The 13,442-nt window shown below is 61.7% G+C and carries 12 protein-coding genes and 2 pseudogenes; 12 read left to right on the forward strand and 2 right to left on the reverse strand.

What is annotated here, in order from left to right:
• Positions 1-66: 66 nt before the first annotated feature.
• From BVER_RS05455 to ltaE, 11 genes and pseudogenes are all read left to right on the forward strand, one after another.
• A complete protein-coding gene (locus BVER_RS05455) occupies positions 67-462 on the forward strand; it encodes a DnaJ family domain-containing protein (RefSeq protein WP_050452412.1) in 396 nt (131 codons plus the stop codon).
• Complete coding sequence (tadA, locus tag BVER_RS05460) at positions 459-1,049, forward strand: tRNA adenosine(34) deaminase TadA (RefSeq protein ID WP_050452413.1); 591 nt, start codon at positions 459-461, stop codon at positions 1,047-1,049. The genes BVER_RS05455 and tadA overlap by 4 nt, the downstream gene beginning before the upstream one ends.
• Positions 1,050-1,979: a muramoyltetrapeptide carboxypeptidase gene (ldcA, locus tag BVER_RS05465; protein WP_198155162.1), complete on the forward strand. Its 930-nt coding sequence runs from the start codon at positions 1,050-1,052 to the stop codon at positions 1,977-1,979.
• Positions 1,980-2,276: 297 nt separating this feature from the next.
• On the forward strand, positions 2,277-3,032 hold the full coding sequence (locus BVER_RS05470) for a GntR family transcriptional regulator (RefSeq protein WP_232316398.1): 756 nt from the start codon (positions 2,277-2,279) through the stop codon (positions 3,030-3,032).
• A 333-nt stretch (positions 3,033-3,365) separates the two neighbouring features.
• A complete protein-coding gene (locus BVER_RS05475) occupies positions 3,366-4,871 on the forward strand; it encodes an NCS1 family nucleobase:cation symporter-1 (protein ID WP_050452414.1) in 1,506 nt (501 codons plus the stop codon).
• A 55-nt stretch (positions 4,872-4,926) separates the two neighbouring features.
• Complete coding sequence (locus tag BVER_RS05480) at positions 4,927-5,661, forward strand: aspartate/glutamate racemase family protein (protein ID WP_050452415.1); 735 nt, start codon at positions 4,927-4,929, stop codon at positions 5,659-5,661.
• 125 nt (positions 5,662-5,786) lie between these two features.
• Complete coding sequence (gene puuE, locus BVER_RS05485; RefSeq protein ID WP_050452416.1) at positions 5,787-6,734, forward strand: allantoinase PuuE; 948 nt, start codon at positions 5,787-5,789, stop codon at positions 6,732-6,734.
• The gene (gene uraD / locus BVER_RS05490) at positions 6,731-7,252 is read left to right on the forward strand and encodes a 2-oxo-4-hydroxy-4-carboxy-5-ureidoimidazoline decarboxylase (protein WP_050452417.1); all 522 of its coding nucleotides are present in this window, start codon (positions 6,731-6,733) and stop codon (positions 7,250-7,252) included. The genes puuE and uraD overlap by 4 nt, the downstream gene beginning before the upstream one ends.
• A 33-nt stretch (positions 7,253-7,285) precedes the next feature.
• Positions 7,286-8,299 (forward strand): annotated as a pseudogene (gene alc / locus BVER_RS05495) (allantoicase).
• Complete coding sequence (locus tag BVER_RS05500; RefSeq protein ID WP_050452418.1) at positions 8,299-8,799, forward strand: ureidoglycolate lyase; 501 nt, start codon at positions 8,299-8,301, stop codon at positions 8,797-8,799. Before alc ends, BVER_RS05500 begins: the two are co-directional and overlap by 1 nt.
• 103 nt (positions 8,800-8,902) lie before the next feature.
• Positions 8,903-9,910, forward strand: coding sequence for a low-specificity L-threonine aldolase (ltaE, locus tag BVER_RS05505; RefSeq protein ID WP_050452419.1), 1,008 nt, complete (start codon positions 8,903-8,905; stop codon positions 9,908-9,910).
• A gap of 72 nt (positions 9,911-9,982) precedes the next feature.
• Here the strand turns inward: ltaE and BVER_RS05510 are convergent, their stop codons facing one another.
• Together BVER_RS05510 and uraH are read right to left on the reverse strand one after the other, a co-directional pair.
• Positions 9,983-11,176, reverse strand: a complete 1,194-nt coding sequence (locus BVER_RS05510) for a urate hydroxylase PuuD (RefSeq protein ID WP_050452420.1) — start codon at positions 11,174-11,176, stop codon at positions 9,983-9,985.
• 91 nt (positions 11,177-11,267) lie between these two features.
• On the reverse strand, positions 11,268-11,621 hold the full coding sequence (gene uraH / locus BVER_RS05515; RefSeq protein WP_050452421.1) for a hydroxyisourate hydrolase: 354 nt from the start codon (positions 11,619-11,621) through the stop codon (positions 11,268-11,270).
• A 478-nt stretch (positions 11,622-12,099) separates the two neighbouring features.
• Here uraH and BVER_RS05520 point away from each other — a divergent pair.
• Positions 12,100-13,190: pseudogene (locus BVER_RS05520) on the forward strand (amidohydrolase family protein).
• The last annotated feature ends 252 nt before the right edge of the window (positions 13,191-13,442 follow it).

The following is a 13,442-nucleotide window of genomic DNA, read 5'->3' on the forward strand; positions in this document are numbered from 1 at the left end:
AGGCTAACCAACGGAAATCGTGTCTGACTGCTTCCGCCCAGCAGCGAGAAACGGTCTTATCCCCCGATGAAATTGCTAGATGCTTTAGTCGAACAGCGGATCAACGAAGCCGCATCGCGCGGTACCTTCAACGATCTGCCGGGCGCGGGAAAACCGCTCGAATTCGACGACGATCTCCTCGTTCCCGAGGAAGTCCGCGTCGCCAATCGCATCCTCAAGAACGCGGGCTTCGTCCTGCCGGCCGTCGAGCAGCTTCGCGCGCTGCGCGGCCTGCAGGATGAGCTCGATCGCGTGACCGACCCCGCCGCCCGCTGCCGCATTCAGGTCAAGATGCTCGCGCTGGATATGGCGCTCGAGTCGCTGCGCGGCGGCGGCTGCGTGCCGCACGAGTATCGCCGGCACATCGCGAAGCGGCTGTCCGAACGTCATTCGCGTGGCGAGCCGGAGCCGAATCAACCTTGACGTCGCACGATTCGCCGTGCGGCGCCGTTCCTGATCCATCCCCCATCGCGGATACCGCGAGCGAACGCGATCGCCGTTTCATGGCGATCGCGCAAGCCACCGCGGAAGACGCGCGCCGCGCCGGCGAAGTGCCGGTGGGCGCGGTGATCGTGCGCGGCGACGACGTCATCGCCACCGGTTTCAATCATCCGATTCGCGGTCACGATCCGTCCGCGCACGCCGAAATGGTCGCCTTGCGCGCGGCCGCGCAGGCGCTGCAGAACTATCGCTTGCCCGGCTGCGAACTCTACGTCACGCTCGAACCCTGTCTGATGTGCGCGGGCGCGATCATGCATGCGCGGATCGCGCGCGTGGTGTTCGGCGCGTCCGATTCCAAGACCGGCGCGTGCGGCAGCGTCGTCGACATGTTCGCGAACGAGCGGCTGAATCACCACGCCAGCGTGACGGGCGGCGTGCTCGCCGACGAATGCGGCCGCGCGCTGCAGAACTTCTTCGCGGAGCGCAGGCGTCTTGCGCGCGAGGAACGCGATGCGCGTCGTGCGCGCGAAGCGACGTCGGGCGATCCATCCCAAACCAAAACGAACTGAATGACCGTGAAATCACGCACCATCGAACTCGTGGCGCCGTCCGGCTATCCGCAAGATCCGGCCAACATCGAGCGGGCGTTGAAACGTTTGCGCGAGCAAGGGCATCGCGTCGAGAACGTCGAAGCGGCGCAGCGCAAGTTTCAGCGCTTCGGCGGCACGGACTACGAGTGCGCGTCCGATCTGAACCGTCTCGCCGATCCGTCGCGCGCGCTGCCGGATATCGTGCTGGCGGTGCGCGGCGGTTACGGTGCGTCGCGGCTGTTGCACGGGCTGGATTATCAGGGCTTGCAGCGACGGCTCGCCGGTCAGCCGATCGCCATCGTCGGACATAGCGACTTCACCGCGATCCAATGCGCGCTGTTCGCGCAGGCGGGCATCAAGAGCTTCGGCGGCCCGATGTTCAACGGCGATTTCGGCGCGGAAGAGTTGAGCGATTTCACGATGCATCACTTCTGGCAGGCCATCTCTCAATCGACGCTGACGGTGACGAGCAACACGCCGCAACGCCGCGCGGTGGACGCGAGCGGCATGCTGTGGGGCGGCAATCTGGCGATGCTGGCGTCGCTGGTCGGCACGCCGTATCTGCCGCCGGTCGAAGGCGGGATTCTGTTCCTCGAAGATGTGAACGAGCATCCGTTTCGCGTCGAGCGGATGCTGTATCAGCTGCATCAGGCGGGCGTGCTGTCGCGCCAGCAGGCAATCGTGATGGGCGATTTCATGGGCGCCAAGCTGTCGGATTACGACAACGGCTTCACCCTCGATTCGGTGATCGACCAGATTGGCAACGTAACGGGCGTGCCGATCGTGACGGGTTTGCCGTTCGGGCATATTGAGGACATGCTGACGTTGCCATTCGGTGCATCCGCGCACCTGAGGGCGACGGAGCAGGGCTTCACGCTCCGGATGACGGACTATCCGCATCTGGCTTGACGCTACACTGAGGGCGCTTCGAAAGAGCGCCTTCTTTTAAGCTTTAAAGCACAACTAATCGTATGTTTTTGCACCATTTACGAACGTGCAGTGCACCAAACGCGCTCTCGTGATTGTCGACAAAAAAGTGGCGGCAATGCTGACAAAAACTTGATGAATGGCCGCTATGCCTTGTATCTATTGGCTCGGCAGGCGCCGTCAGCATGAAATCCGGGCGCGACATCGCCCATTTTTAAATTGAATTGTTGACAATCTTTATGTCGATTCTAAGATGGTCAACATGCAAGCGAGCACATCATGTCCGAACCAAAACCGAGTGCTGCATCGAACGCTTCATCGGGCGCTGCCAACGGCGCCGGCGGAGCCAATGCCGAGTCGATTGCCGAGAACATCCGCGCCGCGATCCTCGAGCATCGGCTCGCACCGGGCGCGAAGCTGACCGAAGCGCAATTGTGCGAAGTGTTCGCCGTCAAGCGCGGCACGGTGCGTCAGGCGCTGGCGCAACTGGCGGGCGAACGGCTGGTGGATCTGGAACCGAATCGCGGGGCGTTCGTCGCGAGTCCGTCGCTGCAGGAAGTGCATGAAGTGTTCGAGATGCGTCGGATCATCGAATTGGCGGTGGTGGAACGGATCGCGCAGGGTCACGGCACGCGGCGCTTGAAGTCGATCGGCGCGACCATCGGGCGGGAACGCCGCGCGTTCGAAAACCACGACTTTTCTGCGTGGATCCGGCTTTCCGGCGAGTTTCATACGGAACTGGCTTCGCTGACGGGTAATACAGTGTTGTGCGAATGCCTGTCGGGACTGGTGGCGCGCTCGACGCTGATTTCGGCGCTGTATGAATCGCTCGGCAAGAGTTCGTGTTCGTTCGAAGACCACGAGCACATTCTCGCCGCACTCGACGCAGGCGACGCAGCCAAAGCCGCCGATCTGATGGCGCAACATCTGCGCGACGTCGAATTGAAAATGCTGGAGCGGCCCGCACGTGGCGCGGTCGATCTGAGGGAAGTATTCGCACGACCCGCCGAGCGCGAAAAGCTGCTCGACGCGTGAAGCAGGGGCGGGCCGCACGCGGTCTGCCATCGAAGGAATAAAGCAGGACTAAATAAATGGAGACGGTGCCCTGTGCGCGAGCGCAAAGCACGCTAAGAAACACAAGCGCAGCATGCGCTGACTGAACGATACGCTCATCCGAGCGTGCAATGAAAACCGTCCACGACGGGCGTCCGGGCATCGGCCCGCGCTCTTGGCAAGACGTCATGGACGCTACGCAAATCCAAAAGAATGCCGAGCCGCCGGACCGTGGCGAAGGTATCCAATCGAAGCTTGAAAGCCCGAGTATTTGCAGGTTTTTCATCACGCAAGCCGCCTATCGAAGGAGTCGTCATGGCCCAGTTCAGCGCATCCGGCAGCTCAGCCCTGCCACCCTATGAAGAGGAGTTCGGCGGACCGTCGAGCGAACCCGAGCACGGCATGCCCGCCGGCTACAGCGATCGTCTCTACAACGAGGACCTCGCCCCGCTCAAAGCCCAAACCTGGGGCGCGTACAACATCTTCGCGTTCTGGATGTCCGACGTGCACAGCGTCGGCGGATATGTTTTCGCTGGCAGTCTGTTCGCGCTCGGTCTGACGAGCTGGCAAGTGCTGGTGTCGTTGTTGATCGGCATCGGTTTCGTCAACGTGTTGTGTAACCTCATCGCGAAGCCGAGTCAGGTCGCGGGCGTGCCGTATCCGGTCGCGGCGCGCGCCACGTTCGGCGTGTTGGGCGCGAATATTCCGGCTGTCATTCGCGGCTTGATCGCGGTGGCGTGGTACGGGATTCAGACGTATCTCGCATCGAGCGCGCTGGTGATCGTCGTGCTGAAGTTCATCCCGTCGCTGATGCCTTACGCCGATGTCCACAAGTACGGCTTCGTCGGCCTGTCGGCGCTCGGCTGGGCGGGCTTCATGCTGCTGTGGGTGTTGCTGGCCGTCGTGTTCTGGCGCGGCATGGAGATGATCAAGAAGTTCATCGACTTCGCCGGTCCCGCCGTGTATGTTGTGATGTTCGCGCTCGCCGGTTATATGGTGTGGCGCGCGGGCATCCAGAACATCGGGCTGAATCTCGGCGGCGTGAAGTATCACGGCGCGGAAGTGATTCCGGTGATGATCACCGCCGTCTCGCTGGTCGTGTCGTATTTCTCCGGCCCGATGCTCAACTTCGGCGACTTCTCGCGCTACTGCAAGAGCTATCGCAGCGTGAAGCGCGGTAACTTCTGGGGCTTGCCGGTCAACTTCCTGGCGTTTTCGCTGGTGACGGTGATCACGACGGCCGCGACGCTGCCGGTGTTCGGCCAGTTGATCACCGATCCGGTGGAAACGGTCGGCCGCATCGATCATCCGACGGCGGTGATTCTCGGCGCGCTGACGTTCACGATCGCGACCATCGGTATCAATATTGTGGCGAACTTCGTGTCGCCGGCGTTCGACTTCTCCAACGTCGCGCCGAAACTGATCTCGTGGCGCATGGGCGGCATGATGGCGGCGACCGCGTCGATCTTCATCACGCCGTGGAACCTGTTCAACAACCCGGCCGTGATTCACTACACGCTGTACATTCTCGGCAGCTTTATCGGACCGTTGTATGGCGTGCTGATCGTCGACTTCTATCTGGTCAAGCGCGGCAAGCTGGTCGTCGACGATCTCTATACGACGTCGGAAACCGGCAAGTACTGGTACACGAAGGGCGTGAATCGCCGTGCGGTGATGGCGCTGGTGCCCGCCGCGATCATCGCGACGCTGTGCGTGATGTTGCCGTCGCTCGAAAGCTCCGCGAACTTCTCGTGGTTTATCGGCGCGGGGCTGGCGGCGGTGTTCTACTGGTTCCTCGCGGACCGCAAGCAGCCGGTTTAAACACATAAAGCACGTCGGAACCTGAGAGCACACCCAAAGTAGTTGGAGAACAGCAATGCGTATCAAACTGATCAACCCGAATACCACGCAACGCATGACCGATTCGATGGCCCGTTGCGCCCGCGAAATCGCCGCGCCCGGCACGGAAATCATCGCGGTATCGCCGACGATGGGGCCGCCGTCCATCGAAGGCTATTACGACGAAGCGGTCGCCTCGCTCGGTCTGCTGGCGGAAGTGGAAGCGGGAGAGAAGCAGGGCATCGACGGCTATGTGATCGCGTGCTTCGGCGATCCGGCGCTGTACGCGGCGCGCGAGTTGGCGCGCGGCCCGGTGATCGGCATCGCGGAAGCGGCGATGCACGCGGCGAGCGTCATCGCGCCGGGATTTTCGGTCGTGACGACGCTGCAACGCACCTGCAACATGGCGTGGCACCTGGCGGAACGCTACGGCATGACGCGCTTCTGCAAGAACGTGCGCGCAACGGATGTCGCCGTGCTCGAACTGGACGAACCGGGCTCGGCCGCGCGTCAGACGATCATCGACGAATGCCGCCGCGCGCTCGACGAAGACGGCTCGGACGCCATCGTGCTCGGCTGCGCGGGCATGGCGGAGTTTTGCCGCGAAGTGGAGCAGGCGATCGGCGCGCCCGTCGTGGAAGGCGTGACGGCGGCCGTGAAATGGGCGGAAGCGCTGGTCGCGCTGAAGCTGAACACGGCGAAACGCGGCGATTACGCGCGTCCGCTCGCGAAACGGTACGACGGCGTTTTGTCGGATTTCAGCCCGCGCTGATGGTTTTTGTGCAAGCGCACATACCACCGGCGTGACCCGCAATATTGGCCCTGATGTATGGGCGCGCCGGGGTGTTTTGGCTACACTGAATCGTTGACAATCCCGTCTTTCCATCGCTTACCGTCATGTCACTCGATCCGAACTATCCACGCGACCTGATCGGCTACGGCCGTCATCCGGTGCAGGCCAACTGGCCGGGACGCGCACGCATCGCCGTGCAATTCGTGCTCAATTACGAAGAAGGCGGTGAAAACTGCGTGCTGCACGGTGATCCGGGCTCCGAGCAGTTTCTGTCGGAAATCGTCGGCGCGGCCGCGTATCCGTCGCGTCACATGAGCATGGAGTCGATTTATGAATACGGCTCGCGTGTGGGCGTATGGCGCATTCTGCGCGAATTCGAAAAGCGCGACATGCCGCTGACCATTTTCGGCGTCGGCATGGCGATGGAGCGTCATCCGGAACTGGCGCGCGCGTTCGTCGAACTGGGGCATGAAATCGCGTGCCACGGCTATCGCTGGATTCACTATCAGGACATGACGCCGGAGCGCGAAGCGGAGCATATGCGCCTCGGCATGGAAGCGATCGAGCGCGTGACGGGGCAGCGTCCGCTCGGCTGGTACACGGGCCGCGACAGTCCGAATACGCATCGTCTGGTGGCGGAATACGGCGGCTTTCTGTACGACTCGGATTATTACGGCGACGACCTGCCGTTCTGGACCGAAGTCGAAGTAACGGGCGGCGAGAAGAAGCCGCATCTGATCGTGCCTTACACGCTCGATACCAACGACATGCGCTTCGCCACGCCGCAAGGCTACAACACGGGCGATCACTTCTTCACGTATCTGAAAGACGCGTTCGACGTGCTCTACGAAGAAGGCGACGAAGCGCCGAAGATGCTGTCCATCGGCATGCACTGCCGCTTGCTCGGCCGTCCGGGACGCTTCCGCGGCCTGCAGAAATTCCTCGATCACATCGAGAAGCATGACCGCGTGTGGGTGACGCGTCGCGTGGATATCGCGCGTCACTGGCGCGAGCAGCATCCTTTCAATAACAACAACGGGACGGCGGCATGAAGGCGATGGATTACACACTCGACCAGATCAACACGATGCCGTCCGACACTTTCGTGACGGTGCTCGCGGGCATTTTCGAGCATTCGCCGTGGGTTCCCGAACAGGCCGCGCAACAGCGTCCGTTCAAGAGCATCGACGCGCTGCATGCGGCGATGTCGCGGATCGTCGAACAATCGGGCAACGAGAAGCAGCTCGCGCTCATCAACGCTCACCCGGAACTCGCGGGCAAGGCGGCGGTGCGCGGCGAACTCACCGCCGAATCGACGCGCGAACAAAGCGGCGCGGGGCTGAATCTCTGCACGCAGGAAGAATTCGACAGATTGCAAACGCTGAACGCGCAGTATCGCGACAAGTTCGGCTTTCCGTTCATTCTCGCCGTGCGCGGTTACGACCGTCACGGCATCATCGCGAACTTCGAGGCGCGCGTGAATCACGATCGCGCCGAAGAGCTTCGCACGAGTCTCGATCAGATTTACCGGATCGCCGGCTTCAGGTTGAACGACCTGATCAAGGCTTGATCCGCTTTCACCGCAACCGAAAAGGACGAAGACATGGCAATTCCGACACTCGACCCCAACGCACCCGAATTCACGCGTCGCTATGTGAATCTCGCGGACCCGCGTCTGGGCGCGCAGGCACTCGAGACGAGCGACGATTTCTTCGCGCCGAAAGAGCGCATGCTGAACCCGGAACCGGCCGTGTTCATCCCCGGCAAGTTCGACGATCACGGCAAGTGGATGGACGGCTGGGAAACGCGCCGCAAGCGCACGACCGGCTATGACTGGTGCATCGTCAAGCTGGCGCGTCCGGGCGTGATCAAGGGTATCGACGTCGATACGAGCCACTTCACGGGTAATTTCCCGCCGGCGGCATCGATCGACGGCGCGCATGTGCCGAACGGCGACGCGCCGTGCGGCTCGACGCAATGGACCGAAATCGTTCCGTCGACGACGCTGCAAGGCAACAGCCACCACTATCTGGAAGTCAGCGCCGAACAGCCGATCACGCATCTGCGCGTGAATATCTATCCGGATGGCGGCATCGCGCGGCTGCGTGTGTATGGTCAGCCGCAACTCGACTGGCGCAACGCCGACAAGAACACGCTGGTCGATCTCGGCGCGATGGAAAACGGCGCGTACATGGTCGGCACCAACAACCAGCACTTCGGTTTGGCTTCGACCCTTCTGATGCCGGGCCGCGGCGTCAACATGGGCGATGGCTGGGAAACGCGCCGCCGTCGCGAGCCGGGCAACGACTGGTGTATCGTCGCGCTCGCGCAGCCGGGTATCATCAAGAAAGTGGAAGTCGATACGGCGCACTTCAAGGGCAATTTCCCGGACCGTTGCTCGCTGCAGGCGGTCCACGTGAAGGGCGGCACGGACAGTTCGCTCGTCACGCAAGCGATGTTCTGGCCGGTGCTGCTCGGCGAGCAGAAGCTGTAGATGGACAAGCAGCATGTCTACGAGTCGGAACTCGCGGCGCTCGGTCCCGTGACGCACGTTCGCTTCAATATTTTCCCTGACGGTGGCGTGTCGCGTCTGCGTCTCTTTGGAACGCTTGCATAATGAAAAAACTCGCTATCGAACCGTTGACGCGCGCTGCGTTCAAGCCTTATGGCGATGTCATCGAACTCGATGGCGCGAAGCAGATTCCGATCAACCTCGGCACGACGATGCGCTTTCACGATCTCTGCAACGTCGACGTGACAGATCAGGGCGGTCATGCCATCGTCAACCTGTTTCGCGGACAGCCGCGCACGCTGCCCTTCGAATGCAAGATGATGGAGCGGCATCCGCTCGGCAGTCAGGCGTTCATTCCGCTCGACGATCGGCCGTATCTGGTCGTCGTCGCGCCTGCCGGCGATCTGGTCGAATCCGAGATTCGCGCGTTCGTCACGAAGGGCTGGCAGGGCGTGAATTACGCGAAGGGCGTCTGGCATCATCCGCTGCTCGCGTTGGACAAGGTGAGCGATTACATCGTCGTGGATCGCGGTGGAGAAGGGAAGAATCTGAACGAGCAAGACCTGAGAGAATCGCTCTGGCTGACGGAAGACGCGTTGCGTTGAACGTCAATGCCTGAAGCATGAAAGGACCGGCGCAGTCGAGGCCGGTCCTTTTCTTTTGATGGCGTTATGATAGTCGGCTCATTTCCCCGACGAGCCCATCACGATGATCGACCTCCGCAGCGATACCGTCACCCGTCCGAGCAAGCCGATGCTGGCCGCCATGTCAGCCGCCGAAGTCGGCGACGATGTCTGGGGCGACGATCCCACTGTCATCGAGCTGCAAACCACGCTCGCGGAGCGCACCGGCAAGGAAGCCGGGCTGTTTTTCCCGAGCGGCACGCAAAGCAATCTCGCTGCGTTGATGGCGCATTGCGCGCGTGGCGACGAATACATCGTCGGCCAGATGGCGCACACGTACAAATACGAAGGCGGCGGCGCGGCGGTGCTCGGCAGCATCCAGCCGCAGCCGATCGAAAACGCCGCCGACGGCTCGCTGCCGCTGGAAAAGATCGCGGCGGCAATCAAGCCGATCGACGATCACTTCGCGCGGACGAAACTGCTGGCGCTGGAAAACACCATCGGCGGGAAGATTCTGCCTGCATCGTATGTGGCGGAAGCGATGCAGCTTGCGCGCGACAAAGGTCTGAACACTCACCTCGACGGCGCGCGCGTGTTCAACGCGGCGGTCGGATCGGGCAAGCCGGTCGCCGAATTGTGCGCCGCGTTCGATACCGTGTCCATCTGCTGCTCGAAAGGTCTCGGCGCGCCGGTCGGCTCGGTGCTGGTCGGCAAGCGTGAATTGATCGATATCGCGCATCGCTGGCGCAAGGTGCTGGGCGGCGGCATGCGGCAGGCGGGCGTGCTCGCGGCGGCGTGTCTGTATGCGCTGGATCATCACGTCGAGAGTCTCGCGCAGGATCACGACAATGCGGCGCGTCTCGCGGAAGGGCTCGCGCAGATCGATCAGATCAAGGTGCAATCGCACGCGACGAACATGGTGTTCGCGCAGATTCCGCAGGCGCATTGCGCGCCGCTCGAAGCGTTTTTGAAAGAGCGCGGCGTGCTGACGCAGATGCTTTATGCGTCGCGATTTGTCACGCATCGGGATGTGTCGCGTGAGGATATCGATACGGCTGTTGACGCGGTGAAGGCGTATTTCGCGTCGCGTTGAGCGTCATCGTTCGTCGAAAAAAAACGCCCCGCGTCTTTCGAGCGCGGGGCGTTTTTACTTGTAGCAGACGATTTACTCCACCGTGCCGCCATCGAACCACGCGGCCACCTTCTGACGCTCCGCGTCCGTCATCTGCGTGACATTGCCCAACGGCATCGCCTTGAGCGTCACAGCCTGCTGATGCACGCGCTGCGCGTTCTGCTTGATCTCGGCGGGCGTATCGAGCAACACGCCGGCGGGCGCGCTGCCCATCATCGTCGGATGCGCGGAGTGGCAGGTTGCGCAACGCTGCTGGATGATCGGCTGAATATCCGAGACCTTGATCGACGGCGCACCGGCGGCTTGCGCGACCGGCACGGTCGGCGCGAGCATCGTCCAGGCGAATGCGCCCAACACCAGCACCAGACCCGCGACCGGCATGTACCACAGCACCTGGCCACGGTGACGCATCACGAAGAACTGACGAATCAGCGCGCCGGCCAGCATGATTAGCACGAGGATGACCCAGTTGTACTTGTGCGTGTAGGTCATCGCGTAGTGGTTCGACAGCATCGCGAACACTACCGGCAACGTGAAATACGTGTTGTGCACCGAGCGCTGCTTGCCGCGCTTGCCGTAGATCGGGTTCGGCGTTTCGCCCTTGAGCATCGCCGCGACCATCTTGCGCTGACCCGGAATGATCACGAAGAACACGTTCGCCGACATGATCGTCGCGATCATCGCGCCGGTAATCAGATACGCCGCGCGGCCCGCGAACACATGGCACGCGATAAACGCGGCAACCAGCACATAAATGCCGACGCAAATGCCGAGCAGCTTGTCGTTCGTCCCGAGCACGCGGCACAGCGTGTCGTAGACGATCCAGCCCGCCATCAGGAAACCGAGCGCGGCGGATACCGCGACGACCAGACCCATATCGAGCACGCTCTTGTCGATCAGATACGTGCTGGGCGAGAGCAGATACAGCACGAAGAACAGGCCGAAGCCGGACATCCACGTGGTGTACGACGGCCAGAACGACCAGTGCAGATGCTCGGGCATATCGGACGGCGCGACCGAATACTTCTGCATGTGATAGAAGCCGCCGCCGTGCACATGCCAGAAATCGCCGAACACGCCGCGACGTCGCGCGTTGGGATCGGTCGGCGGTTTGAGGCTGTTATCGAGCGCTACGAAATAGAACGATTCGCCGGTCCAGGCGATCGCGACGATGACGTGCAGACAGCGCAACGCCAGATTGAGCCAGTCGGTGACAAAGCCTTCCATGTACTCCTCCAACTACCGATTTGTTATGCGCTTGTGGGGTCTGTTATGCGCTTGTGGGGTCCAAGCCGATGTCTTTGACGATGTGTTCGATTCAGCTGCCGCGATACGTGCTGTACGCCCAGGGCGAAACCAGCAGCGGCACGTGATAGTGCGCGCCCGCATCCGCGATACCGAAGCGCAGCACGACGCGATCGACGAAGCGCGGTTCCGGCACCTTTACGCCGATGGCCGCGAAGTAATCGCCTGCATGGAACACGAGTTCGTATTCGCCGGTTTCGAACTCGGCGCCTTCGAGCAGCGGCGCATCGGCGCGGCCGTCGTGATTCGTGTGGATGGTTTTGATCGCGCGGCGCGTGTCGCCGTTCAGCGCGAACAACTCGATCTTGATGTCGGCGCCGGGGCGGCCGTTCGCGGTGTCGAGGACGTGGGTGGTGAGCTTGCCCATTCGCAGTTTCCTTGGTGTGTGCGAGTTCCGGCTTTTGCGCATCGATCCGAAATTCCGCACCGTGATAGATACGGTGCGTCTCTCGGCGGATCGAGGCTCCACGTCAGTGGCTACATACCCGTCGGCGTATCAGATGCGCGCCGTGAACAGCATTGTAGAAATTCGAGACGCGCTGTGCGGCCCCGATAGGAAAGATAATCGCCGCGACATGACAGCGCACCGTAAGCCTCGCGCGGCGAGGCGGCAAACACAGGCAAACGGAGTCGAAACGGCTTCTCCGGCGATGCTACCTGCGCCAAAATTCGCGAATATATTGCGGGCCTGAGGACGAACATCACACCAGGCTGATTGCGGACTAATTTTTGGCTGGGGAAAGTGTCGATGCGCGCGATATTCGCGGCGTCCCGAAGACGGCGATCGACGCTGGGTAACCGGGGCTTCAACCGGAACCCGTCCACCGTTTTTGGGAGAGCTGTCTATGCAACACAAAACCCTGCTGGTCAAGAATGCCCGCGTGCTCGTCACGATGGATGCGCAGCGCCGCGAGATCGCCGACGGCGGTCTTTTTGTCGAAGGCAACCGCATCGTCGCGGTCGGGCCGACGAGCGAACTGCCGCAATCGGCCGATAAAGTGCTCGATTTGCGCGGGCATCTGGTGATTCCGGGCCTGATCAACACGCATCACTATATGTACCAGAGCCTGACGCGCGCGATTCCCGCCGCGCAGAACGCCGAGTTGTTCGGCTGGCTCACGAATCTGTACAAGATCTGGGCGCATCTGACGCCCGAGATGATCAATGTTTCGACGACGACGGCAATGGCCGAACTGCTGCTGTCGGGCTGCACGACGTCGAGCGATCATCTAACGGCAGCCGGCTGGACGACAGCATCGCGGCGGCGCGCGAGATCGGCATGCGCTTTCACGCGGCGCGCGGAAGCATGAGCGTCGGTCAGAAGGATGGCGGTTTGCCGCCGGATTCGGTCGTCGAAAAAGAAGACGCGATTTTGAAGGACACGCAGCGGCTGATCGAGACGTACCACGACGAAGGACGTTACGCGATGCCACGCGTGGTCGTCGCGCATTGTCCTTGTTCGAATATGCGACTGGCGTCGGGCATCGCGCCGATTCGTTCGATGCGCGATGCGGGTGTGCCTGTGGGATTGGGCGTCGATGGTTCCGCATCCAACGATGGCGCGCAGATGGTCGGCGAAGTGCGGCAGGCTTTGTTGCTCCAGCGCGTGGGCTTTGGACCTGATGCCATGACGGCGCGCGAGGCGCTCGAGATCGCTACTTTGGGCGGGGCCCGGGTTTTGAATCGCGATGATATCGGGGCGTTGGCGCCGGGTATGGCGGCGGATTTCGTGTCGTTCGATCTTTCGCAGCCGGCGTTTGCTGGTTCTTTGCACGATCCTGTTGCTGCGCTGGTGTTTTGTGCGCCTTCGCAGGTGGCTAATAGTGTTGTTGATGGGCGGGTTGTTGTACGGGATGGACGGCTGGTTACTGTCGATCTTGGGCGTGTGGTTGAGCGGCACAATGCGCTTTCGTCTTCGCTTGTTGCTGGGCGGTGATGGTTCTGTTTGTTTGCTTGTCGCTGGGTTTTATGCAGTAACCGCTTCCTCGGCGGTGGGGTCACTTTCTTTGCGGCGGTGTATAGACCGGGGACATAGCTAACGGTCTGTCGGGGACATGGTTGACAAGTTGTGTGCGTCAAGTTGTGCAGAAATCGGATGCCGGTGGTTTCAGTTGATCCTTCTGTGCGACGTGCGGCGCGAAGGGCGTAGCCCGCAGCGCCGAACGCCGCGCGGCCGCTATGCAGCAGC

Origin of the sequence: Candidatus Burkholderia verschuerenii (assembly GCF_001189365.1) — a bacterium.
GTDB lineage: Bacteria > Pseudomonadota > Gammaproteobacteria > Burkholderiales > Burkholderiaceae > Caballeronia > Caballeronia verschuerenii.